Annotated in this window: 29 protein-coding genes; 21 read left to right on the top strand and 8 right to left on the bottom strand. The window is 54.5% G+C overall.

From position 1 onward, the window contains the following. Positions 1–78 precede the first annotated feature (78 nt). A complete protein-coding gene (locus F605_RS0101475) occupies positions 79–702 on the bottom strand; it encodes an Rv3235 family protein (protein WP_022864139.1) in 624 nt (207 codons plus the stop codon). A 292-nt stretch (positions 703–994) separates the two neighbouring features. On the opposite strand from F605_RS0101475, the gene F605_RS0101470 reads away from it, so the two are divergent. Continuing rightward, positions 995–1,534 (top strand): DUF6912 family protein, encoded by a 540-nt coding sequence (locus F605_RS0101470; RefSeq protein WP_027723497.1) that lies wholly within the window; start codon positions 995–997, stop codon positions 1,532–1,534. Here the strand turns inward: F605_RS0101470 and F605_RS0101465 are convergent. After that, positions 1,531–1,959 carry an HIT family protein gene (locus F605_RS0101465; RefSeq protein WP_027723496.1) on the bottom strand — a complete coding sequence of 143 codons (429 nt, stop codon included), beginning with the start codon at positions 1,957–1,959 and terminating at the stop codon, positions 1,531–1,533. The two genes, F605_RS0101470 and F605_RS0101465, sit on opposite strands and share 4 nt — an antisense overlap. Positions 1,960–2,152: 193 nt before the next feature. Between F605_RS0101465 and ftsZ the strand changes: the two genes are divergently transcribed. The 11 genes from ftsZ to F605_RS0101400 all read left to right on the top strand — a co-directional run bounded on the left by ftsZ (position 2,153) and on the right by F605_RS0101400 (position 11,603). After that, a complete protein-coding gene (gene ftsZ, locus F605_RS0101460) occupies positions 2,153–3,493 on the top strand; it encodes a cell division protein FtsZ (protein ID WP_022864138.1) in 1,341 nt (446 codons plus the stop codon). Between the two features lie 6 nt (positions 3,494–3,499). Continuing rightward, entirely contained in the window at positions 3,500–4,246 is a 747-nt protein-coding gene (pgeF, locus tag F605_RS0101455; RefSeq protein ID WP_022864137.1) for a peptidoglycan editing factor PgeF, read from the top strand. A gap of 109 nt (positions 4,247–4,355) precedes the next feature. Next, positions 4,356–4,820, top strand: a complete 465-nt coding sequence (locus F605_RS0101450; protein ID WP_022864136.1) for a cell division protein SepF — start codon at positions 4,356–4,358, stop codon at positions 4,818–4,820. Between the two features lie 3 nt (positions 4,821–4,823). Then, complete coding sequence (locus tag F605_RS0101445; protein ID WP_022864135.1) at positions 4,824–5,153, top strand: YggT family protein; 330 nt, start codon at positions 4,824–4,826, stop codon at positions 5,151–5,153. A gap of 182 nt (positions 5,154–5,335) precedes the next feature. Beyond that, the gene (locus F605_RS10845) at positions 5,336–6,136 is read left to right on the top strand and encodes a DivIVA domain-containing protein (RefSeq protein WP_022864133.1); all 801 of its coding nucleotides are present in this window, start codon (positions 5,336–5,338) and stop codon (positions 6,134–6,136) included. Between the two features lie 124 nt (positions 6,137–6,260). Further along, positions 6,261–6,803: a signal peptidase II gene (gene lspA / locus F605_RS09220; RefSeq protein ID WP_022864132.1), complete on the top strand. Its 543-nt coding sequence runs from the start codon at positions 6,261–6,263 to the stop codon at positions 6,801–6,803. Then, a complete protein-coding gene (locus F605_RS0101425) occupies positions 6,796–7,716 on the top strand; it encodes an RluA family pseudouridine synthase (RefSeq protein WP_022864131.1) in 921 nt (306 codons plus the stop codon). The genes lspA and F605_RS0101425 overlap by 8 nt, the downstream gene beginning before the upstream one ends. 95 nt (positions 7,717–7,811) lie before the next feature. Then, positions 7,812–8,585 carry a ComEA family DNA-binding protein gene (locus F605_RS0101415; protein ID WP_156005215.1) on the top strand — a complete coding sequence of 258 codons (774 nt, stop codon included), beginning with the start codon at positions 7,812–7,814 and terminating at the stop codon, positions 8,583–8,585. A gap of 7 nt (positions 8,586–8,592) precedes the next feature. Next, on the top strand, positions 8,593–10,221 hold the full coding sequence (locus F605_RS0101410; RefSeq protein WP_022864129.1) for a ComEC/Rec2 family competence protein: 1,629 nt from the start codon (positions 8,593–8,595) through the stop codon (positions 10,219–10,221). Next, positions 10,203–11,171: a DNA polymerase III subunit delta gene (gene holA, locus F605_RS0101405; protein ID WP_022864128.1), complete on the top strand. Its 969-nt coding sequence runs from the start codon at positions 10,203–10,205 to the stop codon at positions 11,169–11,171. The genes F605_RS0101410 and holA overlap by 19 nt, the downstream gene beginning before the upstream one ends. A 30-nt stretch (positions 11,172–11,201) precedes the next feature. Continuing rightward, positions 11,202–11,603, top strand: coding sequence for a Fur family transcriptional regulator (locus F605_RS0101400; RefSeq protein ID WP_022864127.1), 402 nt, complete (start codon positions 11,202–11,204; stop codon positions 11,601–11,603). Positions 11,604–11,627: 24 nt separating this feature from the next. Here the strand turns inward: F605_RS0101400 and F605_RS0101395 are convergent, their stop codons facing one another. The 6 genes from F605_RS0101395 to rpmB all read right to left on the bottom strand — a co-directional run bounded on the left by F605_RS0101395 (position 11,628) and on the right by rpmB (position 15,031). After that, on the bottom strand, positions 11,628–12,458 hold the full coding sequence (locus tag F605_RS0101395; RefSeq protein ID WP_022864126.1) for a TrmH family RNA methyltransferase: 831 nt from the start codon (positions 12,456–12,458) through the stop codon (positions 11,628–11,630). A gap of 24 nt (positions 12,459–12,482) precedes the next feature. Further along, entirely contained in the window at positions 12,483–12,863 is a 381-nt protein-coding gene (rplT, locus tag F605_RS0101390; protein ID WP_022864125.1) for a 50S ribosomal protein L20, read from the bottom strand. A 21-nt stretch (positions 12,864–12,884) separates the two neighbouring features. Continuing rightward, complete coding sequence (rpmI, locus tag F605_RS0101385; protein ID WP_022864124.1) at positions 12,885–13,085, bottom strand: 50S ribosomal protein L35; 201 nt, start codon at positions 13,083–13,085, stop codon at positions 12,885–12,887. A gap of 62 nt (positions 13,086–13,147) precedes the next feature. Next, positions 13,148–13,843: a translation initiation factor IF-3 gene (gene infC, locus F605_RS0101380; RefSeq protein ID WP_022864123.1), complete on the bottom strand. Its 696-nt coding sequence runs from the start codon at positions 13,841–13,843 to the stop codon at positions 13,148–13,150. A gap of 290 nt (positions 13,844–14,133) precedes the next feature. Then, a complete protein-coding gene (locus F605_RS11505; RefSeq protein WP_022864122.1) occupies positions 14,134–14,706 on the bottom strand; it encodes a TM2 domain-containing protein in 573 nt (190 codons plus the stop codon). 139 nt (positions 14,707–14,845) lie between these two features. Then, entirely contained in the window at positions 14,846–15,031 is a 186-nt protein-coding gene (gene rpmB / locus F605_RS11240; protein WP_081639087.1) for a 50S ribosomal protein L28, read from the bottom strand. 194 nt (positions 15,032–15,225) lie between these two features. On the opposite strand from rpmB, the gene F605_RS0101370 reads away from it, so the two are divergent. From F605_RS0101370 to F605_RS0101330, 9 genes are all read left to right on the top strand, one after another. Further along, positions 15,226–17,160, top strand: a complete 1,935-nt coding sequence (locus F605_RS0101370; protein WP_022864121.1) for a dihydroxyacetone kinase family protein — start codon at positions 15,226–15,228, stop codon at positions 17,158–17,160. Next, the gene (locus F605_RS0101365) at positions 17,157–19,394 is read left to right on the top strand and encodes an ATP-dependent DNA helicase RecG (RefSeq protein ID WP_022864120.1); all 2,238 of its coding nucleotides are present in this window, start codon (positions 17,157–17,159) and stop codon (positions 19,392–19,394) included. Before F605_RS0101370 ends, F605_RS0101365 begins: the two co-directional genes overlap by 4 nt. A 66-nt stretch (positions 19,395–19,460) precedes the next feature. Further along, complete coding sequence (locus tag F605_RS09210; RefSeq protein WP_022864119.1) at positions 19,461–20,063, top strand: RsmD family RNA methyltransferase; 603 nt, start codon at positions 19,461–19,463, stop codon at positions 20,061–20,063. A gap of 63 nt (positions 20,064–20,126) precedes the next feature. Next, positions 20,127–20,651, top strand: coding sequence for a pantetheine-phosphate adenylyltransferase (gene coaD / locus F605_RS0101355; protein ID WP_022864118.1), 525 nt, complete (start codon positions 20,127–20,129; stop codon positions 20,649–20,651). 15 nt (positions 20,652–20,666) lie between these two features. Beyond that, the gene (locus F605_RS09205; RefSeq protein WP_022864117.1) at positions 20,667–21,356 is read left to right on the top strand and encodes a hypothetical protein; all 690 of its coding nucleotides are present in this window, start codon (positions 20,667–20,669) and stop codon (positions 21,354–21,356) included. A 55-nt stretch (positions 21,357–21,411) separates the two neighbouring features. Next, positions 21,412–22,002: a YceD family protein gene (locus tag F605_RS0101345; RefSeq protein ID WP_022864116.1), complete on the top strand. Its 591-nt coding sequence runs from the start codon at positions 21,412–21,414 to the stop codon at positions 22,000–22,002. Continuing rightward, positions 21,999–22,718 (top strand): ribonuclease III, encoded by a 720-nt coding sequence (rnc, locus tag F605_RS09200; protein WP_022864115.1) that lies wholly within the window; start codon positions 21,999–22,001, stop codon positions 22,716–22,718. Before F605_RS0101345 ends, rnc begins: the two co-directional genes overlap by 4 nt. Positions 22,719–22,773: 55 nt before the next feature. Further along, a complete protein-coding gene (mutM, locus tag F605_RS0101335) occupies positions 22,774–23,682 on the top strand; it encodes a bifunctional DNA-formamidopyrimidine glycosylase/DNA-(apurinic or apyrimidinic site) lyase (protein WP_022864114.1) in 909 nt (302 codons plus the stop codon). 197 nt (positions 23,683–23,879) lie between these two features. Continuing rightward, positions 23,880–24,500 carry a response regulator gene (locus F605_RS0101330; RefSeq protein WP_040765138.1) on the top strand — a complete coding sequence of 207 codons (621 nt, stop codon included), beginning with the start codon at positions 23,880–23,882 and terminating at the stop codon, positions 24,498–24,500. Positions 24,501–24,592 lie beyond the last annotated feature (92 nt).

Genomic DNA, 24,592 nt, shown 5'->3' with positions numbered 1-24,592 from the left:
TTCGGCAACTGGGGGAGAGGTTTAGGGGCAAACCGCGGATAGAACTGATAGTTTGTCGGCAGCCACCGGATTAGTCGTTTATCCGATCTCGAGCGCCGAGATTTTCCATTTTTTCCCGCAGGGGATGATACGCATCGCCACTGCCCGTACCCGAGACCCGTCACTGATACTGACCGCGACTTCGAAGGCGCCGCCACCCTCAGTCCCGATCCCGACTTTGCGACAAAGAATTCGGCGGATCTGAATCGCTGTGGGCAGGGGACGATGTCGTTCACTGCGCGCTAATGCCAGAAAAGGCCTCTTTAAGTCCGGGGTAAACCAGTTAGTTACCGCCTGCGCGGAGCGGCGGCCAGAGAACACTTCGAATATGGTTTTCACGGCGGTTGCTACCCACGGTTTTATCTGAGGTAATGACGATAGGGGTGTGCCTGCCGGTTTAGTAGCTGGGTTCTTACTCGCTTGGGGGCGAGGTAGCAGAGTCTGTACTTCGAGGCGGCCGTATTTGGGGCTTAGGGGAATCCGCGGCAGTTCAGGACAAATTATCGCGCAGGGGCCAGGAGTATCGCCGTCTTGGGGACAGATTGTTACTAACGGTTTTCCGGGCGGAAAAAGCTCTTGCCCCCGGTTTACCTTGTCTATTTCCGGGACAACATCTGTTTCTGTTACCTCCTGGGGGAGGAGGCTTTGCGCTGCTAAACTCATCGACTCAAATCCTTTAAATATTAGAGGAAAATGCTAATTCATTAGAGAAGCGGGGGAATGGAGGCTCCGTTGCCAATGTGCGTTCTCGAACTGTTTAAACAGGTATACGCAAATATTTATATCTTTTAAAGCCGTTTATGGGGGTCTGATAATAAAAAGCAATTAAGAAAAGGTTAAAGAAAAGTGAGTTTTTGTCGGGGTTTTTGTGGTGGGAGCTGGTTGACAATCAGGTATTTGTGCAACACAGCACTTAAGGGCCTGAGATTCCCGGGCTAGCCGCTACAATTGTCAGGTGCGAATTTATCTTCCCCTCGCGGTATCTGACCTGTTAGAACCACATCTGTATTCCCCCTCCGCCTGGCAGGGCAATGCGGGATTTTGTCAGCTTTGGGGGCTGGATCCCCTCGACAGTGAGTCGGCGGAAGATTTGGCGATGACCATGTCCGCTATGTCCTGCCTCCAGGGGGAAGTAGCGGGGTATCCGGGGAGAATAGTCGCAGCGCTCGATGCTAAACCTCAGGAATTGGGCGAGGAAACCGCCCCCGGAGTATTTGCGGTTAAATCTGGCTTTGACTGGCAGCGCTTAGTGAGCCTGCAGGTAGACAGTTCCGACAGCTGGGAGCTTTGCGCAAAGGTGCGCTCGCAGATGGGCACAGAGCAGGCCGCAGCGTGGTGTCGCGGTGACTTTGGCGAGGTAAGTGACGATCTAACGGCAGCGACCTCGCCAGCACTGGAACTTTGGGAAGAGCTGGCCGCAGAGCCTCTTTCCTGGTTTGATGCCAGTGAACTTGATTATTTGCGCCGGGCGCTAGCAGAAATTGCTGTCCCTTAGGCGCGGGCTCCCGCCTCACGGGCGTGTCCCTGGGCGGCAATCGCCTGGCGCAGCTTCTGCATAGCAGCAGCAATCTCCTCAGCAGTGGCCGGTTGGGCATGAGCGAACTTAATGTCTTCCATAGAGTTGGCCGGAATTAGGTGCAGATGTAAATGGGGGACGTCGAATCCGGCGATACTCAGGCAGGAGCGCTCTGAGCCGAACGCCTGCCTTTGGGCGCGCCCGATAATCTGTGCCACTTTCGTTAGGTGCTGTAGCTCTGCGGTGGGGGCGTCCCAGTAGTTTTCGACTTCCCGGCGGGGAACTAACAGCACGTGTCCGGGGGTGATGGGGTTAATGTCGGCGAAGGCGACACAGATATCGTCTTTCCAGCAGAATTCACCGGGGATTTCTCCAGCGATAATGCGGGTAAAAATGGTGGGCATGTTTCCTCCTGAGTTACTTCTTGTCTCTAATAATATGCCGGGAGAGCAAACGGGAAACTTTTATGGGGAAATGGGCAACACGCGCCCATAATGCTTGCTGAAAACTCCTCTTTACATAGGATTTTCGTTTGACCAAGAGGGCTAATAATCCTAACTCTAAACTAAAGCTTTAGGGTTAGATCGGAGGGCGACCGTGACAGTACCAGATACCAACCTGGCAGATATTAAAGTTGTAGGCATCGGCGGGGGCGGAGCAAATGCCGTTAACCGCATGATTGAGTTCGGCCTCAAAGGCGTAGAGTTCATCGCGATTAACACTGATGCGCAGGCACTAATGATGTCAGATGCGGACGTGAAACTGGACATCGGACGGGAAGAAACCCGCGGCCTCGGCGCCGGTGCCGATCCCAAAGTGGGTGAACGCGCTGCTGCTGATAACGAAGAGGAAATCAAAGACACCCTAGAAGGGGCGGACATGGTCTTCGTTACCGCTGGCGAGGGCGGCGGTACCGGTACGGGGGGCGCTCCCATCGTGGCACGGGTGGCACGGGAAATGGGCGCCCTGACCATCGGGGTAGTTACCCGGCCCTTCTCCTTTGAGGGCAAGCGTCGTCATACGCAGGCAGAAGCCGGGGTAGAGGCGCTGCGCAAAGAAGTAGATACCATTATCGTGATTCCCAACGATCGCCTCCTGGAAATCTCAGATCAAAACATCACCATGGTGGATGCCTTCTCCGCGGCTGACGAAGTTCTACATTCCGGCGTGCAGGGTATCACCGACCTGATTACCACTTCCGCCCTCATTAACGTGGACTTCGCAGACGTGAAAAGCGTAATGAAAGGGGCGGGGACTGCGCTGATGGGGATTGGCTCGGCCACCGGGGAAGACCGCGCAATCCGCGCCGCCGAAGCCGCCTTTATGTCCCCGCTACTAGAAGCCGATATCGACGGAGCGCTGGGAGTGTTGATGTTCTTCCAAGGCGGCTCAGATATGGGATTGCTGGAGGTGCATCGCGCTGCCGATATGGTACGCGAAATGGTGCACCCCGAAGCCAATATTATTTTCGGTGCCAACGTTGATGAATCTTTGGGTGACCAGATTCGGGTGACCATTATTGCCGCCGGGTTTGATGATCCTAAGAAGGGTAAAAAGAGCGCGCGGGTAGAGAAGAAAGCTGCGCCCGAGCCGGCCTCCGAACCCGCCGCCTCCTCCGTAAAAGAAAAAACCGGGGAGGACTCCACGGTAACTTCCGCTATCCCGGCCTTCCCGCGCCGCGCAGTGCTTAAAGAGGACGAACGCAGCGTCGGGGATCTACCGCGTACCAGCGTTACCAGAGGAGCGCACCGGCTGCCGGTAACCCCACCCTCGCGCGACGCCTTTAATCGTAAAGAAAATGACACCCCTAGCAGCAGCTACCGCGATAACTTTGGGGTAAACCGCAAGAGCGAGGACGATAGCACCTTAACCGTGCCGCGAGTGTTCGAGGACGACGATCAAGAGTCGGGTCTAGATGTACCCGACTTCATGCGGTAGGCCGCGATGTTTCGCATTGGTGGCGCGCAGGCGGTTTTTACCAACCGGATCGGGGGGCACTCCTCCGGAACATACGCTACCCTCAACCTGGGAGATCACGTCGGAGATAACCCCGATACCGTAGCGGAAAACCGGAGAATCGTTGACGAGGCGATCGGGCGGAAAGTGGTCTGGATGCATCAGGCCCATTCCAACCGGGTAGTGCAAGTCCGTCCCGGTCATACCAATGCTCCGGTAGAGGCCGACGGGATCATCATCGACACTCGCGAATTCGTAGAACTGGGACTAACCACCCCGGCGGCGGGAGTGATGGTGGCCGATTGTGTGCCTCTGCTACTGGCTTCCGATGATGGTCTGCTGGTGGCCGCCGTGCATGCGGGCAGAGCCGGAATGGTTACCGGGATTGTGCGTGAAGCGGTGCTGGCTTTACGGAGACTGGGAGCCCAGAGCGGCAAGATTCATGCCGCTATTGGGCCTGCTATCTGTGGAGCCTGCTACGAGGTCCCCGAGGCGATGCGAACCCATGTGACCGGGCATGTGCCAGCTGCCTGGTCGCGTACTCGGGTGGGAAGCCCCGGTTTGGATCTCCAAGCGGGCGTAATTTCCCAGCTTAGAGCGGCGGGAGCCCGGATTACTTTCGCTTCTAAACGCTGCACTTTTGAAGACCGCAACCTTTATTCCTATCGTCGTGATGGGGCTACCGGTAGGTTTGCGGGAATTGTAGTGGGTAGGCGCGAAGTTCCAGCCGGCTGAACTGCGCATTTAGGTACCTAGTTTTGGGAACACGCCGCGTTAATGCTTCGAAAAAAAGCCAGTCCCGTTTAACGTTTTTGTAGACCAGTATTAGAAGAAGGAGAACCTGATGGGCGCTTTGAGGAAGACGATGGACTATTTAGGCCTGTCCGAACCGCAAGAGAACGAAGAATTCAGCGATGAGCTGGAAAGCACAGTTCCGGATTCTGAAGTTCCCACCCCCCGTCCTCGGATAGTAGAACCGGCATTGCGTTTCCCACATACAGTCAGTTCCCAGCCGGAAGCAGCTGCAGAGCTTAAGCGGATTGTGACCATCCGGCCTACCACCTATAACGAGGCGCAAAACATTGGGGAAGCCTTCAAAGACGGCACCCCGGTGATTATGAATCTGGGGGCAATGAATGACCTGGAAGCGCGGCGGATGATTGATTTTGCTGCGGGTCTCAGCTTCGCCCTCGACGGGGGAATTGAAAAAGTTACTAACCGGGTATTTTTACTTTCTCCGAAATCGGTACAGGTAGACGAGGGTGAATCTTCGCTGGGATCTAAGCGAGACTTTTTCAACCAAAGCTGATAGATGCTCACTTTAGTCTATTGGGTTGGCCAGATAGGCAGATGGCTTCTCCAGCTCTATATTCTGGCGTTGATAGTGCGGGCGGTGCTGTCTTGGGTGATGGCATTGAATCCCAGTTGGCGGCCAAAGAACTCGGTTACGCTTTTTCTTTGTAACTTGGTCTTTGGATTAACTGATCCGCCCTTACGATTTTTAGGGAGATTCATTAAACCTCTGCGGCTTGGGACTATCGCCCTAGATTTGAGTTTTATTGTACTGTTCTTGCTGGTCACAGTATTGATAAATATTTGGATTCACCTGATTAACGCGCTGCTGATTCTTTTACAAAGATAAAACTGCAGAAAATTGCCTAAAGTGTTGCTCAAAATCATAGATGTTACTATTGTTGAAGATGTGGAAGTTGAGCAGATCTCCGGTATGCTTGTTTCCAACTGCAACCTATAGCGCAGAAGTTCCCGCTGGCAGGTAGAGCACCTACCTCGGGAAAAACACGATAGATAACTGAGGTGACAGGTATGGCTCTGCTGACTGCTGAAGATGTCCACTGGAAGCAATTCCAGGCGACTAAGTTCCGTGAAGGATATGACCAGGAAGAAGTTGACGAATTTCTCGATGAGGTCGTAGAGACTATCGCGACTCTGCAGGATCAAAACGCTTCCTTAAAATCTGAACTAGACGAAGTTCGCCAGCAGGCAGCTGCCGGTGGGGTAGTAGCACCCAGTGATAGCGGTGAAGAAACTGCCGCTCTCAAGGCGCAGCTCGAGACGGCTAATGCGCAGATTGCCGAAATGCAGACGCAGGTACAGCAGTACCAGGCGGCCGCCGCCGAGGGCGATCCGCAAGCCGGAGAGCAAATCCAGGCTCTGCAGGCACATTTGGCGCAAACTCAGCAAGAAGCCCAGGCGGCGCTGGCGCAGTCTCAGGCTGAGACCCAGCAGGCCGAGGCAGAAATCGAGCAATTGCGGGAGCAACTGGCACAGGCGGAGCAAAAGTCGCAGGCTGCGCCGCAGTCCAGTGCGGAACAGCCAGAAGATGCCACCTCTATGCTGGCGCTGGCACAGCGGGTACACGACGAATACGTGCGCAACGGGCAGCAAGAAGCTGACCAGATTCTGGAAGACTCCCGCCTCAAGGGTGACCAGATCGTACGGGAAGCCAATGATGAGCGTCGTCGCGTCCTCGAGCAGCTAGAATCTGAGCGTGCAGATCTCGAGTCCCGGGTCGATGACCTCAAGGCCTTCGAAAACGATTATCGCCAGAAGGTGCGCGAGCACCTACAGTCTTTGATCGGTCAGCTAGATGCGCAAGAGGCATAGCTAGCGATTTAAACGTAGTTCCTCCTAAGAGCCAAGGAGGATTAGAGCGGCGCCATCACGTAAGTGGTGGCGCCGCTACTTTTTTATTAAATTTAGGAATAGACTCAACCGACCTGGAAAGAAAATGAATCAGCGAAAAAAACAAAAGCAGGCGCCGCTCCTGGTGATATTCGCGTTCGTAGCGCTACCGGTGTTAATCATTGACCAAGTCACCAAAGCCTGGGCGCTCAGCGTGCTGGAAATAGGGGCACCCGAAAAACCTCTAATCGGTAATTTCATTGGTCTGCAACTGGTGCGCAACCCCGGGGCGGCCTTTTCGCTGGCAGAAAGCTTTACTTGGGTGTTCTCGGTAATAGCGGCGGTGGTGCTGGCCATTATCATTTGGAGTGGACGCGCGATGACTAATCGTGCCTGGCAACTTTCTCTTGGGCTACTGGCAGGAGGGGCGCTGGGAAACCTGGTTGATCGCCTCATTCGCCCTCCGGGAATCTTCCGCGGGCACGTGATTGATTTTTTGAACTACCGTTCGATGTTCGTCGGAAATATTGCGGATATCGCGATTGTGGTCGGGGTAGTGGCCGTAGTGGTGCTAGTGGTGCTGGGCGTCCCCTCGGTTAGTGGTAATCACTCCTACAAACCGGAGCGGGTGCGGGGCAAGGATGCGTGAACGGGTTCAGATACTGCTCCCAGAAGGTGCGCACGGCAAGCGCCTTGACCAAGTATTAGCAGCTGAACTGGGGATTTCCCGTTCCCTGGTTGCCAAACTGATTAAACAAAAAGAGGTAAAGGTTAACGGAGTAGTTTCGCGAAAATCGGCGGAGGTAGCTCGCGGTGACCAGGTGGAAGTGCTGCTGCCCGATACCTCCCCCCAGAGTTTAGAAACTCCGGCGCCGCTTCCGATTCTGTATCGGGACGCCGATATCGTGGTGGTCAATAAACCGGTGGGGATGGCGGCGCATTCTGCTCCCGGTTGGCAGGGGCCGACGGTTGTTGGTGCCCTGTTGGCGGCGGGAGAAGAAATCGTTACCTCCGGTCCGATAGAGCGGACAGGAATCGTTCACCGCTTAGACGTGGGAACTTCTGGGGCTATGGTAGTGGCCAAGTCGGAGTTAGCCTATGGCCGGTTGCAGGATGATTTTCGCGAGCGCCGGGTGAAGAAGATTTATCATGCTTTGGTGCAAGGCTATCTAGATCCGCCTGCGGGAACTATTGATGCCCCGATTGGGCGGCATCCTTCCCGCGATTTCAAAATGGCGGTAGTTGCCGGGGGTAGACCGGCCATAACCCATTACCGCACCTTGGAGTCTTTACCGGGGGCGTCACTGCTCGAGGTGCAGCTGGAGACGGGGCGGACGCATCAGATTCGAGTGCATATGGAAGCAATTGGGCATGGGATCGTAGGTGATCCGATATATGGGGCAAATCCGCACCTAGCGCAGAAACTGGGGTTGACCCGGCAGTGGCTTCATGCGGTGACCTTGGGGTTTGTCCATCCGGTAACCGGTGAGCAAATTAGTTTTCAGGCCCCTTTACCCGCTGATTTAGAGGACGTATTAACCCGCTTGCACCGCGGATTCTGATAGCGGTTTGTCCCCCGTCCTAGGTGGAGTTACCTTTTCCTGTTGCGAACTTTTTAAAGCTTGCCGAGGGCGCAGCAGCAACCTATTTTCGCTCTATGGCTCCAGAAAAACCCAGCTATACCCGCTCTCAGTTTCGCCAGGCGTCCTCCCAGGCTCCCCGGGCGCACCAGCTTTTGCAAGCGGCGGAAACCCGGTTGCGTTCTGATCCCCGCGGTCTCCGCCTGCGTTGGGCGCCTTCCCCGCGAATCGTGTCGGCAGCGCTAATAGCAGTGGTGATTGTGGCAGTGATGGCGGGGTGGGCGCAAGGTAAGACTCTCAGTAGCGGGGGTTCTCCCGCAATCCCTAGTTTTAGTTCTCCTACCCGCGCCGCGCCAGGGCGGGCACCTGGCGTTACCGGAGAGGTACTGGTGGATGTGGTGGGTAAAGTGAAAAAACCGGGAGTGGTACGCCTAGAGGCTTCTGCGAGGGTACAAGACGCGATTAAAGCCGCTGGAGGAGCGCTTCCGGGTACAGATCTGTCGGGTCTAAATCTCGCGCGCCGTCTTAGCGACGGGGAACAGCTGCGGGTGGGAATTGAGGAAAGCAGTGGGGCGGGGGCCGAGGCGGCGGCGGAAGCAGGCGCGGCCGGAAGCAGTGGACAATCGGCCGATGAGGGCGGTGTCGCCGGTGCGGGCGGCGGGAAAATCTCTATTAATGAGGCTTCGAAGCAGCAGTTAGAGCAACTGCCAGGGGTGGGAGAATCGCTAGCGCAAAGGATTGTAGATTATCGCCAAACGCAGGGACGTTTCCAAAACCTGGAAGATTTGAGGAATGTTTCCGGAATCGGGGAGAAAAAATATGCGGCCTTGTCCGGAATGATCAGGCTCTAGACAAGCTATGCAGGGGCGAATCCTAGATTTACGCTTAACGCCAGCAGCCATTATTGTCTGGCTGGGTGCCTGGCTTTTACCAGCTCTTCCCTTAGCATGGGTGCCATTTATCGGTGCCTTAGCCCTTGGGGGCGCTGTCTTACTGTTGCTGGTTAGCTACTGGAAAGTTCTCCCCGGGATTATCCTGGGGTGTGCGCTGGCTTTAGGAGCGCTGGGCGGGGTGGCAGTGTCGATCAGCCAGGCAGCGCGGGTGATAGCCGCTGACCCACTAGCGCGCGCCTGGCAGGGGCAGATCGATAAAGTCCAGGCAATAGCAGAGGTAGAGACGCCGCCGCGAAAATACGCCGCCGAAAGCGATCAACAAATAACCCAGCTACGCCTATTATCAGCCCGCCTGCCACCTGCGCCAGCAGTAAAAACTGGTCTGAAAGTGGTGGCCTTTGGTCAACACCTGCCCAAATATCCTCGGGGAACTGTTGTGGAAACTGTCTTGCAGCTAGAAAAACCGTCCCGTGCCGGGAGATCTAACGCCGGGGAATCTAGCCAAGATTTAACCACGGTAATCAGTGCAAATACTCTATTGGAGATCCCAGGAAGAATTATCGCTACCCCAAAGGTAAGAGCCGGGCCGCGCGGGGCGGCGGCCCTTAAACAAAAGTTCGCGGCCCGATTGGAAGAAAAACTGGTAGCTGCAGATTCTCCGGCAGCAGCTACGCTGCTGCCGGCCATGATACTGGGGATCCGCGCCGATGCGTCTGCGGATACCGAAGCCCTAAAAACTGCCGGGATCGTGCATATTACCTGTGTGTCCGGGATGCATATCTCGGTACTACTTTCCCTGGTAGCGCTACTTAGTGCGGGGCTGAAACGCCGCTGGCGTCTGCTTTCGTGCGCCAGTTTGTTAGTGGGATACTGCCTGCTTCTAGGGTCTTCTCCTTCGCTGCTACGGGCGGCGGTCATGGGAATGGTTGCCCTTCTGGCTTTAGCTAGGGGCAGAGAGCCGTACTCTTTTACCGCCCTCGAAATTGCGATCATCGGTCTGCTAATTTTTGAACCCGGATTCGGAGCCGATACCGGTTTTTTGCTCTCAGTTAGTGCTACTGCGGCAATTGTACTGGTAGCTAAGCCATTAGAGGAAAGGCTGCAAAAGGGAATCGAGACTGCAAAAATACAGGGGAGCGGGCGAATCCCTCTACTGCTAACGCGAAAATATCCTCCATTTTTTAGAAAGTTTTTATCTGCTTTCCTCTCTGTAAGCGCAGTTAGCTTGGTAGCGCAGCTAGCCTGTCTACCGGGGCAATTGCTAATCCGTCCCGGAATAAACACTTTGACCGTGCTCGCTAATGTGGCTATCGCTCCGGTAGTGACTCTGTTGATCTGGGGTGGAGCCTGCCTAACATTTTTGCCACTGCCGGGAACGCTGTTGGCAAAAATACTGGGAATCGGGTGTACCTGGGTGATGGTAGTTGCCCGGGCTCTCGCCTCCAATCGGCTCGCAATTTTGCCGTGGCCAGCGGGTGGACCAGGGATCCTAGCTTTGGGGATAGTGGTGGTGGGGCTGACCTATATTTACCGCTGCTACTTTCCAAAAAGGAAGATAAATGGCAATGTTAAAGCATGGCCTCAAAGCAGATGAGTTGGCGCGATTGCACTTTAAGCTCCGGGGTGCTGATTCGCGGCCCCGAGAAGCTGCTAGCAGATCGCGCCCTGGCGCGTTTAAAACAGCTGGGGCGAAACCAAGACCCCTCTCTAGCGGTGACTGAGGTGACTGCTAACGGCTATCAGGCAGGTTCCCTAGATTCCTTGACTTCCCCCTCATTGTTTGGAGAAGCCCGCCTGGTGGTGATACCCGATTTTGAATCCGCCGATGAGGATTTAGGACAGGATCTGGCAAGTTACTTAGCCGCGCCGCAAGCAGATTGCTGGGTGGTAGCCATGCACGATGGCTCGAATAAAGGAAAACGCCAGGTAGACAAGATCAAGAAAGCAGGGGCGCGCGAGGTAAAAGTCGCGAAGATAAAAAATGCGCGCGACAAACTATCCTTAGTGGTCGAAGAAGTCCGCACGGCGGGCGGACGCATTGAGCCCGCTGGAGCGCAGCTGCTAGTAGATGCGCTCGGTGGGGATTTGGCGGAGCTAATCGGAGCTGCCCGCCAGTTAGTTTCTGACTATCCGCAGGCGGTAACTTTGCAGGCAGTGCAACAGTTCTACGGTTCGCGGGTAGGGGCTACCGGATTTAACGTAGCTGACGCCGCCGCGGTGGGGAATCTTGCGCGTGCCCTGGTGTTGCTGCGGCAAGCATTTTCTTCCGGGGTGGAGCCGGTCGCGATTGGAGGCGCGCTCGCCCTCAAATTTCGCAACCTGGCAAAAGTTAGCGCACGGGGAATAAGCCCTGCTCAGCTGGGAATGGCGCCTTGGCAGATGGAAAAAGCCCGGCGAGAAGTACGCGGATGGAGCGATGCCCACCTGGCGGAGGCGATTAAGATTATTGCGCAAGCTGATGAAGATGCGAAAGGTGCTAGCCGGGATCCGCAATACGCGCTGGAGGCGGCAGTTAGGAAAATCTGTCTTTTGCGTCAAAACTGAGGCGATGCAGGAAAGTAGGTAATACAAACAATGGCAATGCAGCGAAAAACCCGGCAGCGGGACGCCATTATGGCAATCATGGCTGATGAAACAGATTTTCGATCTGCCCAACAGATACACGCTGCCCTGGTGACGGCCGGACAAACCGTGGGGCTGGCTACTGTTTACCGGAATTTGCAGATCCTGACTGAGGGTGGGGAGCTTGACAGTTTACGTTCCGAAGAGGGCGAAACCCTCTATCGGCGCTGCGCTGCGCAGCGCCACCATCACCACCTAGTTTGTCGAAATTGTGGCTATACCGTAGATATTCAAGATGACCAGTTAGAACAGTGGATTGCCGAGATCTCCCGACGCTATCAATTCAGCGATATTGAACATATGGCAGATGTATTTGGCCTGTGTGCCGACTGCACGGATAAATCAACGGGATAAGGTTTGCGGAGGATCTTCGCCTGTTTAGCGAATGCGGGCACTCGCGATGGCGTGTAGGGCGATCGCGGCGGCAGTTGCCACGTTTAGGGACTCGGCCCTTCCCCACATAGGGATGGCGATGGTTTCATTACAGAGGGCGATTTCCTCGCTAGATAAACCTTGGGCTTCATTACCCAGGCAGATAAACAGCGGTGAGGCCGCCACCGAATCCGAGGCTGTAAAAGCCGGGAGATATGTTTCGGCTGCTCCTGACAGGCCCACTAGGCAGCCATTGTTTTCCGCGCTCACCCCCGCTAAAGAACCGAAGGAGGCACCGGAGTAAACCGGCAGGTGAAACAGGCTCCCGGCACTGGCGCGGATAACTTTGGGGCTCGAGGCATCGGCGCAGCCTTCCAAAGCCAGTACCCCCGCCAGGCCACAAGCATCGGCAATCCGAATGATGGTCCCCAGGTTGCCGGGATCTTGTACCCGCGCGCATACCGCCCAAGCGCCCTCTTTCAAAGCCTCCGCGGGCGGAAGCTTATCGCTAGGGAGCAGGGAAAGCTGGGCAGTGGCCGCAATTCCTTGCGCCGAGGGCGCGAATAACTTCATTACCGATGGGGTTACCGGATGTACCCAGGAAGTAATTCCTAGCGCCTCCCGCGCCACCTGGATAGCGGGGGAGGGGGCACGGTTATGGAGATACACATCCCGCACCGCTTCCGGGTAAAAACGCAGCAGTTCGGCGCAGGCTTGCGGCCCTTCTACTAGGAGTAATCCTTGCTTTAAACGAAAACTACGCCTAGACAGATTGACTAGAATCCGCACTCGCTGAGAGCGAGGATTATCAATCATGTCTAGGCGTAGATTAAGCAATAAGCTAACTTCTTATTAGCGGCTTTAAGCAGCCGGAGCGTTTACGTCCTTCGGTAGGGCAGCTTTCGCTTTTTCTACCAGCTGATTAAAAGTATCAATATCGTAAACCGCTAGCTCGGAGAGCATCCGGCGGTCAACTTCGATTTCCGCTAGGCGCAGACCCTGGATAAACCGGTTGTAGGTCATGCCCTGGGCGCGGCAAGCGGCATTGATCCGCTGAATCCACAGTTTCCGGAAATCATTCTTGCGCTTGTGGCGATCGTTGTAGGAATAAACGCCCGAGTGTAGCAGCTGTTCTTTGGCCTTACGGTATAGGCGAGAACGCTGACCACGGTAGCCAGAGGCGCGATCCAGTACGGTGCGACGTTTCTTCTTAGCATTAACTGCTCGTTTTACGCGTGCCATCTCTCTTAATCCTCTCCTTGCCTACTTGTTGCCAGCCAGCAGCTTATTTACGCGCTTGGTATCGGCAGGAGCCACTACCTGATCACGGCTGAGGCGACGGGTCTGTTTGGAAGATTTGTGTTCTAGCAGGTGGCGTTTACCCGCCTTTTCCCGCATTAGTTTTCCGCTTCCGGTTCTGCGGAAGCGCTTCTTCGCACCGGAGTGCGTCTTCATCTTCGGCATTATTTTTCCTCTCTACCGGCACGCCGGTGGTTCTGCCTATTTCTTAGGCGGTTCGGACGTCCCTACTTTTTTGCTTTGGCGGCGGCTGCAGCTTCCTGAGCCTCTTTGGCTTTCCGCGCTTTACGGGCATCCTTAAGTTGTTGCCGGTTCATAGTCTCGCCACTTTGCTGATCGCGGCGGCGACGCTGATCCGACTTAGTATGGTGTTTACGTTTCGTGGGAGCCAGCACCATAGTCATATTGCGCCCGTCTTGGCGGGGCATAGATTCTACGGTGGCCATCTCGGTTACGTCCTCAGCTAGGCGTTCTAAAAGTTTTACGCCCAGTTCGGGGCGAGACTGTTCGCGCCCGCGAAACATAATCATGACCTTCACTTTGTCCCCGCCTTCAAGGAACCGCACTACGTGACCTTTCTTGGTTTCGTAGTCGTGGTCGTCGATCTTGAGGCGGAAACGAATCTCTTTTAGCTGGGAGTTTGCCTGGTTACGACGGGCATTACGAGCCTTTTGTGCGGCTTCGTATTTGAACTTGCCGTAATCCATCAACTTACAAACTGGAGGTTTCGCCGTGGGGGCGACCTCTACTAGATCCAAGCCAGCTTCGGTGGCTAGGCGCAATGCATCCTCGATCCGGACTACCCCTACTTGTTCCCCGCTGGGACCAACTAGGCGTACTTCTTTCACCCGGATGCGGTCATTAATGCGTGTCTCGTTGCTGATAGCTACTCCTTGCTTGAGTTTTCTGGAGGCTTTAAACAAGAAAAGCCTCCGCTTATTGAGCGGAGGCAGCGAAAAAACGCGCAGATGCTTTAAACATCTGTTCTTACCCGATACCCGCGAGCATCCAGGTGGGAAAACCTCCACTTTCGTACCAGTTTCCTGGTCGGTTACTACCTAATCTAGCAGACCAGATCGCCTTAAGGGAAGCTGAGAGTGTTCCGAGGATCTTTGAACTTCCTCACATGGGAAAACCGGAAGCGCAATCAGTGGTAGTTTTCCCTGTGGGCACACTTGGTGCTGGGAACCAAAAGAAACCGGCTCGATGCTAGTTAGTCACGTAGAGGTATCCCCTCGGCATCGACTGCCCAAGAAGATCCTGGTTTTGCCGTCAAAATTAATATGCCTTCGATTAGACCCCAGATACCTGAAATGGCAGCTAGGAATCCCAAAGAAAGTAGCGAAATCAGTAGTTGCGCTACTGCTTTTCCGGTGTTTCCTAGGTAGAAATTGTGCACCCCTAAACCGCCCAAGAAAATACCGAGCAGACCGGCTGCCATTTTTGACTTTTGATTCGGGTACTGCCCAGGAATGGGATTCGGCATAGGAGAGGCCATGCCCGGAGCCGGCTGCCCAGGAATAGGCGGATATTGCTGGTAGTTACCGGGGGCTTGCGGGAAGGGCTGTCCCTGGGGTTGCCCAGAACTATTCCACTGGTAGTTGCCACTATTTGGGGCAGGAGGTATCGGACTCTGGCTGCCCGGCTGGGGCTGGTAGGGCTGAATCTGATGGAATTGCCCACCAGGAGCTCCCGGATTTAAAGAGCTATCCGGATTGTTAGCAGCGGGAGACTGCCCTGAGTTGTTGGGGAAATCACCGTATTGGTTTGGGTTGTTCTGGCTCATGAGAATCCTTTAGCTGTTAATGGACGAGAAATCATTATTAACTTTACATAGAATCTCACGTTCAGGTGGAATAACTTTCCGGGTGGGCATAAAAATAACGCCGCCTGCCAGAGGCAGACGGCGCTGATTTTCCCCTCAGCTAGCGAGCAACACGCCCAGACTTGAGGCACTTGGTGCAAACATTCATGCGCTTGCGGCCACTACCAACAACGGCGCGCACGCTTTGAATATTCGGGTTAAAACGGCGGTTCGTGCGCCGGTGGGAGTGCGAAACGCTCTTCCCGAAACCGGGGCCTTTTCCGCAGATGTCACAGGTGGCAGCCACGATAGTCTCCTTCAAGTATTCTTCTAGTTCTGGGCTAATAACCCAGATATCGGCAACCCGACCAGATTAACCGATTCGGGGGGCAACAGCCAACTACCAGGTGGTTATTGTGCCAGGCTTCACTGAAAACTCGCTAGACTATGAGAGCGGGTAGGCGAGGACCCCGGGCATAGCTGAGAAGGAAGGAGACGGCGGTGGGAGAAGAAGAACCCCTAGCAGATCTGTTTTCTTTTGCGGATTTCGCTCGTGCCGCCCGGGAGAAAAAATCGGTTAAAACTGTTACTCCGGCAGCTGCTTCGCAACCGGATGATTATCAGTGGGGAAAAATAACTGATAGCGGAAACCAAAGCGTAAAGAAGAGCAAAACCTTCCCGCGCCCTCGGAATCAGGGGAAAAAAGAAAGCGGGGCGCAACCGCAGCAGAACGCCGAGCCCAGTGGAACCACCGGCTTACTTGATTTTGAAGTGCCGCAGGTAGTGCCGAAGTCCGCGAAACCCAAAACTAAACGGCAACGGGAAAATGTAGCGCAAACTCTGGAATCTGCCGAACGGGTAGACCTGCTAGTTACCGGAGCCAATATTCGCAGTTGGGTAAAGATTAGCGGGGAAGTTCTACAGGCTGGGCAGCCAGCCTTAGATGCTATGGATTTACAGAGTGAACTTGACTCTGATACCGGTTCAAACGCCCTACTGACCTGGGATAAGGTGGCGCTGACAGTTGCGGGATTACCTGCCGGTGCCGATAAAGACGCTCGTTGGGTTCTAGAGGCAGTTGCCGATTCCTCCTTGGCGGGAGCCAGGGGAATGATCGGGATTGTACTCGCCGAGTTAGCCAGCGTTGCTGCCGGGGCGACCAGCTCGCCCTCCTTGAACCCGGTGCAGCTGTTAAAAATATTGCGTTCTAGCAGAGATTGTTCTGAGCGCTGCCTGCTCCCCGCAGTTGAACGCCTGGATCCGCCCACCCTCTCGGGGCTGATAGAAGAGGTAAACGCAGAGCTGGAAACCCAGCCAGACCAAATGTCGATCGAAGATATTCTTTCTCGTGCCTGGCTGGCTAGCCAAGTGGCTTTAGTTGAGGGCGCGGAAGATAACCGCGGGCGTCCCGACGCGCGGGCAGCGGTGTTGATGCTGCTCATAGCGGCCATGCTAGAAACTTATTCCCGGGAAAACCAGCAAGAGATCGGAGCAGTCAACACCAGTTTGCAGATGATACGGGACATGGTTCCTGCCTCTCACCCGGGGGTGCACGCGCCCACGCGAATGAACTCTTTAATGCTTACCTGGCGCGGGGAAGTCGATAACTCACGCTTCCAGCAATTACGTAAGCAACTAGAAGAAAACGGGGTTTACGGGGCGATGACCGGTAGGGCCGACATGCTGGGGATTGGGCCTCGCATGTTGCTGGTGCGCAGCCGGCATCCACGGAGAGTAATCGAGCTTTTACCCGAAAATTCGGGGATGGTGTTGATCCGCCCGCCCTTACCAGTCGAAACTGAGGCCTCCGCTTCCAATCTGGTGAGTCTGGGGTCTTCGCATACCATTCATCCGGTTAGACCAGCGGTGTTAGCCTATGCTTCGGCTCCCGGATTGGTAGCAGACATAGCTAACTTGGGGGCTACGGTAGTCTATTCGCGTCCCGGAATCTCCCCACAGGTACTGCCAGTGATTGCGGAAATGGAACAAGAAGTAGTACAAGTCTTACCCTGTGACCAGGTAAGTGCCGCGGAGCTGGCCAACATGGTACGACCTGCCAAAGATCAAGGTATCGAGCTGATGGTGGCTCCCACGCAAGACGATTTGCAAGTATTGGAAGCCGCGCGCGCCCTCACGCAAGTGGTTTCTTCAGCAATTGCGTGTCCCGATTTAATCCAGTTGCAGCGTTCGCGCACTTTTGACTCCTTAGCGAGGCAACGCACCTTCAGCGTTACCCCAGAAATGCCTTTTGAAATGCTTTCTTCCTCGGTAAACCGCGATGATGTGCAGGCAAGAATTTTGAGTGGGCGGGGAGAAGACTCCGAAATGATCTCCCGGGTGCAAAACGCGCTTTTCCAAGGCGCCCCGGGAATCCGGATCGAACTTATCAGCGGCGGGCAAAGAGGAGCCACTGTAGTGGGGGTGCTCTCTTCGTGAGCAACAAATCTAACTCCCTAGCTGGTGCATCTCTAAAGAATATTTTGGGACGGGCAGCCGGGAAACTGGAAAAAAAATTTGGGATTAAAACTCCCCTGGAACTGCTGTATTTCTTTCCGCGGCGCTATCACGAGTTAGGGGAGCTCACGGCTTTTTCTGGACTCATTTTAGGGGAAGAGCAATCGGTAATCGCCCAAATCGCTGACTCTTCTCGAAGGCGCACGCGCGGCGGAAAATGGATGCTTTCCCTGCAACTAAGCGACGGGGAAACCCTGATGGATGCGGTGTTTTGGGCAAAAAGCCAGCATCTCATCAACTGGATGTCCTCACAACTGCAGGTGGGGCAAACAAAACTATTTTCTGGTCGCCCCAGTCTTTACCGTGGACGTCTGCAACTGTCCCACCCCTCCTATCAAGAGGTAGAAGATGAAAATCTGGACGCCGCCAGCAACCAGGCAGCTAAAGTGCAGGCACAGCGTCCCGAACCGATTTATCCCGCGAAGGCGGGGCTACCGACTTGGACCACGCAAAAAGCGATTGCCGTGGTTTTAGAGTTATTAAAGTCCCAACCTTTGGATGATCCTCTCCCTGCCGATATTCGGGTGGAGCAAGGACTATTGGAACTAAATACGGCTCTAGAGCAGATCCATCGTCCGCAAACTCGCGGGCACTACGAGGCAGCACGCAACCGTTTTCGCTATGAAGAAGCCTTTGTATTACAGGCGGCTTTAGCCGAGCGGCGTCAAGAACTCGCCGAAGATGCCCCGATTCTAGAGGAGGTATCCGAGGGTTTTACCGAGAAGGTCGCCTCCACGTTGCCTTTTGCTTTAACTGATTCCCAGCAGCAGGCTTTAGCCGATATTGGCCAGCGGATAGCATCTGCGCGTCCGATGAATGTGTTATTACAAGGGGATGTGGGCTCCGGTAAAACCGTAGTGTCGCTGCTGGCGATGCTGCGAGCTGTAGATGGTGGCCGGCAAGGGGTTTTCATGGCGCCCACCGAAGTTTTGGTACAACAGCATTTTTCTACCCTCACTAATCTGCTAGGGCAGTATGCTCAGCCGGGAGGATTCACTTTGCGCGGAGGCGAGGGAGTCCCGATTTACCGCCTGACTTCCTCGATGCCCACTGCGGAAAAACGCCGCACTTTAGATGCCCTTAAAACGGGGCAGCCAGCGCTGATTGTGGGAACTCATGCGTTGCTTTCTAAACGCGTAATACTTACCTCCCCCGGAGTGGTGGTTATCGACGAGCAACACAAGTTTGGGGTGCGGCAGCGTGATCGGTTGCGGCAGGCAGAATCGGGCACTCCTCATTTGCTGGTGATGACCGCAACCCCGATACCGCGCTCCGTAGCTATGACCTCTTTTGGGGATCTGGATTTCATGACCTTGCAGGGAATGCCTCCAGGGCGAGCAAAAGTAGCGACTTTCCGGGTAAATACCGCTAATCGGAGCTGGACAGCACGTACCTGGCAGCGCGCCGCCGAAGAAATCAAAGCTGGTCATCGCGTGTTTGTGGTGTGTCCGGCGATTAAACCCGGCGCGCAAAGCGAAGAGGGTACTACCCTCTTAGAGGACGAGGATGCCGCAGAGAATATTGCAGCAGCCGCAAAAGAACCCCTCGCGAACGTTTACGATACCGTCAGGCAGTTGCAGGCACTACCGGTGTTAGCTGGAATCGAAATCGGGATGCTACATGGACAAATGGATGCGGAAGAAAAAGATCGCGCCATGGCTGATTTCACTAGCGGGAAAACGCCGCTACTGGTGTCTACCACGGTAATTGAAGTGGGAGTAGATGTCCCCCAGGCGACGATGATGGTGATTCTAGACGCTGACCGTTTCGGTCTCGCCCAGTTGCATCAGCTGCGCGGGCGGATCGGGCGGGGCAAATTCGGGGGAGTGTGCCTGGTCTGGTCGGGGGCGCAGCCAGATACTCTTGCCAGCAACCGCCTCGATGCTTTCACCAAAACTACCGACGGTTTCGAACTGGCGGCTATTGATTTGCAGCTGCGCGAAAGCGGAAACATTCTGGGAGACAGTCAATCGGGTCGAGCGTCCTCGCTAAAAATTTTGGATCTGCTGGCTGACGAGAAAGTTATTTCCCAGGCGCGTAAAGATGCAAAGAGGCTGGTGGAAGCCGATCCGCAGCTACAACAGCATCAAGTGCTACAGCAGGCGATCTCCCGACGGGTTAGCGAAGAAGAACAAGAATTTTTAGAGCGCGGATAGCGGTGCCTTGAAAGTTATAACCGGGAGCCGCTGTAATATGAACCTAGCTAGGGTTAAACTGTCATCATGATGAGAATAATAGCTGGAACTGCCCGAGGTACTCAGCTAGCCGTACCCTCCTCGGGTACGCGCCCCACTCAAGACCGAGTTCGGGAAGCAATTTTCTCTGCCCTGCAATCTCGCGGAGCCACGGAAGATGCCTGCGTTTTGGATCTTTTTGCCGGGTCAGGAGCTTACGGTTTTGAGTCTTTATCACGCGGGGCGCTCAGCTTGGATTTGGTAGATCGCGCGCAAAGTGCCGCCAAAATAATCCGCAAGAATCGTGGCTCTTCCCCGGTTTTTGCCCCCGCAAAGCTCTATGTGCAATCAGCTCTGACTTTCTTGGGGTCGCGGCTTCTAGGAGCCAACCCCAACCCGCAGTGGGAATTGGTTTTTATTGATCCGCCCTATGCTATGAAAAATAGCGAAATTCTGGAAGTGTTAGACCAGCTGCACCCGCTTTGTGACCCGGATGCCTGGATAGTGGTGGAACGTTCAGCGCGAGACGAGGCTCCCGATTGGCAAACGGAGCACTGGGAGGAGGAATCGCGCAAACTGTACGGAGAAAGTGCGGTATACCTTCTGCGTCCCGCCCTCGAATACCCGGAAAATGGGGTAGGAGAAGCCTAGTTTTCCCTATCTACCCGCGTGGGACGCCGCATACAGTGAGTGCTTACCGGTATTTTGGAAGCTATGAGTACTGTTGTCTGCGTAGGATCCTACGACCCCCTTACCTTTGGGCATCTGGACGTTATTACCCGCGCAGCCAATATTTTTGATCGCGTGATCGTGGCGGTAGCCAAAAATTCCAAGAAGACCTACCTTTTCCCCGCCCGCAAACGCGAAGAGTTTATAGTCCAATCCACCGAGGATCTAGCGAATGTGCAGGTAGTTACCTGGGAGGGGCTAGCTTGTGACCTCGCAACCCGCTATCAGGCAGCAGCGCTGGTGAAAGGGATTCGTAACTCTAAAGACACTGACAGTGAAATGACTCAGGCTTTCGCTAACCGGCAACTTTCCGGGATTGACACTATTTTGATTCCCACTTCTCCCGAAAATGCTTTGATCTCGTCCTCGGTAGTTAAAGAAATAGCTGCTTATGGAGGAGACGTTTCCGGATTTGTTCCCCCCGAAGTAGCCCAGGCACTGCAGCGAGAATTCGATGCGTCCTCGGAAAATGGTAACCCTACCCGCGAACTAGCGAACCCGTCAGCCTAAAAAGGAAGGAAAAATATGGAACCCCAGGAAGAACCCCAGTACGCACCATCAGATGTGATTGCAGTCCTTGACCGGCTCACCGAGATGATTGAGGCGGGACGCAGCGTTCCCTTCTCTGCTTCGGTAATGATTAATCAGGCCGAAGGGGTGGAGCTGCTCGATAATGCGCGCGCGGCACTCCCGGCTGACTTGGTTAACGCGGATCGGATTGTGGCCGATGCTAATAAGGTGCTAGATGCCGCCGATGAAGAAGCAGAGCAGACGATTTCCGATGCGCGCGCGGAAGCGGCACGGGTAACTAGCGAAGCGAACCAGAACGCAGAACAGACTATTGCGCAGGCAAATACGCAGGCTCAGGAGACTGTCGCTGACGCCAACCGGCAGGCAGAATCGGCGATTGCGCATGCCAGTGCCCAGGCGGAAGAGACCGTGGCCCAAGCCAATGAGCAGGCAGCGCAGATTTTGCAGGAGGCACGTCAGCGTGCCGACCAGTTGATTTCTAAAGAGAACGTTTACCGCGAGGCGAAACAAGCAGCGGAGCAGACCATCGATGGCGCTCGCGCGGAAGCCAAAGATTTTATGGATCAGTCTGACCAATACGTCAACCAGGCACTTTCTCAACTGGAGGAACTGCTGGGAGCAATTGCAGAGCAAACCCATAACGGGCGTGCCCAGTTTTCACGCCAGGAGCGCCCCCAGTTCTAGTAACTGAGGGTGGGCTTGCTGGCGCCACGGCAGAATACCCCTTAGGCTGAGGGGCATGAAGCAAGTTAAGAAAGCCACGATCCCGCTGGAGCTAACCGGTTTAGGTTCTAGCGAGGGGGATAGTAAAACTTGGCAGCTGCAGGTAACTTTACCTAAGGCGATTGGTACCGAAGATATGGCGGTTCCGGCTGGACAGTCCCTAGAGTTACAGCTGCTGGCGGTGGCAATTTCCGAGGGCGTATCCCTGAGCGTTAACGGAGCTGCCCGCGCGGAAGGGAAGTGCGTACGCTGTCTGCAACCGCTAGAAAAATCCCTGGATTTTTCCTTGAGTCGGGTCTACTACTATCCCGAGGAACTCGCACACCTGCTAAATGAGGTGAGTGACGACTCAAGCGTGTATGCTGATTTGGACGAGGCCTATCAGGTGCAGCCAGATTCGCGTTTGGATCTCGAGCCACTGTTGATAGACGCCATCGTGCCACAGATTCCCTATTCGGTGCTGTGTAGTCCCGACTGTCCGGGTCTTTGCCCCGAATGTGGAATCATGCTGGCAAAGGCTGAAGCGGGTCATCACCACGAAAAGATCGATCCGCGTTGGTCGGTGCTAGCGAACCTATTTGATGAACAGGAGAAAAAGGACGAATGAGTCGCGGTTCGCAAGATTTAGCGGAGCTGCTAACCAGATGGGGGATCGAGCTAGACCCCGAGATGGTGGTATTGGCGCTTACTCATCGTTCTTTTGCACACGAGCAAGATAATCTGCCCAATAATGAGCGTCTAGAGTTCTTGGGAGACGCGGTTTTACAGCTAATAGTTACCGAACGTCTTTACCAAACCTATCCCACTCACCCCGAGGGGCATTTAGCAAAAATGCGTTCGGCCACGGTTTCACAGCCCGCGTTGGCGCGGGTCGCCCGCGATATCAATCTGGGAGAATTCATACTGCTAGGGCGGGGAGAAGAAAAAACCAAAGGTCGAGAAAAAGATTCGATTCTTTCCGACACGGTAGAAGCGATGATTGGGGCTACCTATCTGTGCCATGGATTAGAAGCCACTCGCAAAGTAGTTGAAAACTTGTTGCAGGACTTGCTGGATCACGCTCTAGAGCGGGGAGCAGTCATGGACTGGAAGACTACTTTACAAGAACTTACTGGTCAGTTAGGGGTACGTAGTGTAGAGTTCGCGGTAGAAGGTACCGGTCCAGATCATGACCGGCGCTTTACGGCTCGAGCTCTAATCGGGGACCGGGTCATTGGATCCGGCAAGGGACGTTCCAAAAAAGTAGCGGAACATGAGGCCGCCCGCCAGGCGGTTATGGCCTTGCGGGAAGAACACGGGGTAACCACCCCCCTAGGTTTTTAAGGCGTTTGTCAATCAAAGTTAGATGGTTACTTTAGGTTTTGAGGGGAACTGAAAAATGCCAGAATTGCCAGAAGTTGAGGTCGTGCGGCGCGGCTTAGAAAAACAGCTGCTGGGCGCCAAAATAAAAGAAGTCGAAGTTTTCTTTCCCGGTTCTTTGCGTGGCCAGGACATTAAACGATTTTGTGCTGCTCTAGAAGGGTGGACTATCACCGCTGCAGTGCGGCGCGGTAAGTTTTTGTGGTTGCTCGGTGAGGATCGAGAAGGCCAACAAACCCTGTATTCTTTAGTGATTCATTTGGGAATGTCTGGTCAGTTGCTGATTAACCAACCGCAGATAGAACTGTCCCACAAAAACCAGGGACATCTGCGGGTGCGATTGACTATGGAAGACGACAGAACCGTCAATTTTGTAGATCAGCGTACTTTCGGACGGATGGTAGTAGAACCCCTGGTAGAGACCAGGGATAAGAAACCGGGAGGACTGGGAGCAGGATCCCACCTAGTTCCCCGCAATGTGGAATTGAATGTTGCCCGGGACGCCCTCGATCCCAATGTCGATTTAGAAAAAATTTCCTCCACGGTTCGCAAGCGGAAGAGTTCTATTAAGCACTCCTTATTGGATCAAAAGTTAGTTTCGGGAATCGGCAATATTTATGCTGATGAAACTTTGTTCGCTTCCGGAATCAACCCGGGGCAAAGAGCAGATTCGCTTTCGGAAGCACAGATCCAAGAACTGTTTAAAACCGCCGGAGCAATCATGAAAACCGCAATCAAACACGGCGGAACCTCTTTCGATGAGCTTTATGTGGACACCAGCGGCAACCCCGGGTATTTCGAGCAAGAATTAAAGGTTTACGGACGCGGTGGTGAGAGTTGTAAAACTTGTGGCACCACCTTGGAGAAACTGCAACAATCTGGACGTACCGCCACCTACTGTCCGCAGTGTCAACCACTGCAGGATTAGCTGTCCCCCTAAAGCTTGTAATCTGGGTTTGGTAAATGTAAAAGCCACCGTTACCCGGAAGTACCTGAGTGTTTGGAGTTTTTTCTACCTCACTAGGTGCAACTTTGCGGAAAGGTTATTTGCCTGCTGAGAGGATTAGGTAGAATCAAAGAGTGAAGATGCAGCAATCGCAGACAGTAGAAGAACCCACGCGGGTAATGATTATTGATGACCATGAAATTGTGCGTCGGGGGATTGCCGAAATCGTAGATCGCACTGTCGGCATGGAGGTAGTGGCCGAAGCGGGAACCGTGGAGGATGCGGTACGCCGCGCCGAACTGGTATGTCCAGATGTGGTGCTCGTAGATTTACAAATGCCCGATGGAACCGGCATTGATGTGATGAAACAATTGCGGGAAGTATCGCCGGATTCCCTGGCAATTGTGCTTACCAGTTTTGATGATGACGATGCCTTAGCAGAATCCCTGCAGGCCGGGGCGAAAGCCTACGTATTGAAAACTGTACGCGGAGCCGAAATTACCGATGTTATTCGGGCGGTAGTAGGAGGACGGGTACTGCTGGACGACCGTACCGTAACCCGTCGCCGTGCCGGGAACGAAGACCCCACCGCGAATCTGACGCCGGCAGAACGCAAAGTATTAAACCTAATTGGAGATGGTCTTTCTAACCGAGAAATCGGTGAAAAACTCGGGGTCGCGGAGAAAACTGTAAAGAACCACATCACTTCGCTGCTGGCCAAAATGGGGCTGCAGCGTCGCACGCAGGTGGCTGCCTGGGTGGCCAGTCAACGCTCCGCCGCTTGGCGCCATCAGTCGTAGTCAGTCCCTGGGTAAGGGGCGGGTGGTAAAAGTACTCGGGGAGTTTGTGCGAAATTGGCACACGGAACCTAGCCTTTTTTCGCATCTGGTTA

This window comes from Varibaculum cambriense DSM 15806, assembly GCF_000420065.1.
Lineage (GTDB): Bacteria > Actinomycetota > Actinomycetes > Actinomycetales > Actinomycetaceae > Varibaculum > Varibaculum cambriense.
The sequence above is the reverse complement of the archived record's forward strand: the minus strand, read 5'-3'. Positions and strand labels throughout refer to the sequence as shown.

Coding starts and splice junctions, on each gene's coding strand:
- coaD (WP_022864118.1), top strand. CDS start 20,127: ATGAGTACTGTTGTCTGCGTAGGATCCTACGACCCCCTTACCTTTGGG.
- pgeF (WP_022864137.1), top strand. CDS start 3,500: ATGTTTCGCATTGGTGGCGCGCAGGCGGTTTTTACCAACCGGATCGGG.
- F605_RS09205 (WP_022864117.1), top strand. CDS start 20,667: ATGGAACCCCAGGAAGAACCCCAGTACGCACCATCAGATGTGATTGCA.
- rplT (WP_022864125.1), bottom strand. CDS start 12,863: ATGGCACGCGTAAAACGAGCAGTTAATGCTAAGAAGAAACGTCGCACC.
- F605_RS0101465 (WP_027723496.1), bottom strand. CDS start 1,959: ATGCCCACCATTTTTACCCGCATTATCGCTGGAGAAATCCCCGGTGAA.
- F605_RS11505 (WP_022864122.1), bottom strand. CDS start 14,706: ATGAGCCAGAACAACCCAAACCAATACGGTGATTTCCCCAACAACTCA.
- rpmI (WP_022864124.1), bottom strand. CDS start 13,085: ATGCCGAAGATGAAGACGCACTCCGGTGCGAAGAAGCGCTTCCGCAGA.
- lspA (WP_022864132.1), top strand. CDS start 6,261: ATGAATCAGCGAAAAAAACAAAAGCAGGCGCCGCTCCTGGTGATATTC.
- F605_RS0101415 (WP_156005215.1), top strand. CDS start 7,812: ATGGCTCCAGAAAAACCCAGCTATACCCGCTCTCAGTTTCGCCAGGCG.
- F605_RS10845 (WP_022864133.1), top strand. CDS start 5,336: ATGGCTCTGCTGACTGCTGAAGATGTCCACTGGAAGCAATTCCAGGCG.
- holA (WP_022864128.1), top strand. CDS start 10,203: ATGGCCTCAAAGCAGATGAGTTGGCGCGATTGCACTTTAAGCTCCGGG.
- F605_RS0101345 (WP_022864116.1), top strand. CDS start 21,412: ATGAAGCAAGTTAAGAAAGCCACGATCCCGCTGGAGCTAACCGGTTTA.
- F605_RS09210 (WP_022864119.1), top strand. CDS start 19,461: ATGATGAGAATAATAGCTGGAACTGCCCGAGGTACTCAGCTAGCCGTA.
- F605_RS0101400 (WP_022864127.1), top strand. CDS start 11,202: ATGGCAATGCAGCGAAAAACCCGGCAGCGGGACGCCATTATGGCAATC.
- F605_RS0101475 (WP_022864139.1), bottom strand. CDS start 702: ATGAGTTTAGCAGCGCAAAGCCTCCTCCCCCAGGAGGTAACAGAAACA.
- F605_RS0101330 (WP_040765138.1), top strand. CDS start 23,880: ATGATTATTGATGACCATGAAATTGTGCGTCGGGGGATTGCCGAAATC.
- F605_RS0101425 (WP_022864131.1), top strand. CDS start 6,796: ATGCGTGAACGGGTTCAGATACTGCTCCCAGAAGGTGCGCACGGCAAG.
- rnc (WP_022864115.1), top strand. CDS start 21,999: ATGAGTCGCGGTTCGCAAGATTTAGCGGAGCTGCTAACCAGATGGGGG.
- mutM (WP_022864114.1), top strand. CDS start 22,774: ATGCCAGAATTGCCAGAAGTTGAGGTCGTGCGGCGCGGCTTAGAAAAA.
- F605_RS0101445 (WP_022864135.1), top strand. CDS start 4,824: ATGCTCACTTTAGTCTATTGGGTTGGCCAGATAGGCAGATGGCTTCTC.
- F605_RS0101410 (WP_022864129.1), top strand. CDS start 8,593: ATGCAGGGGCGAATCCTAGATTTACGCTTAACGCCAGCAGCCATTATT.
- F605_RS0101450 (WP_022864136.1), top strand. CDS start 4,356: ATGGGCGCTTTGAGGAAGACGATGGACTATTTAGGCCTGTCCGAACCG.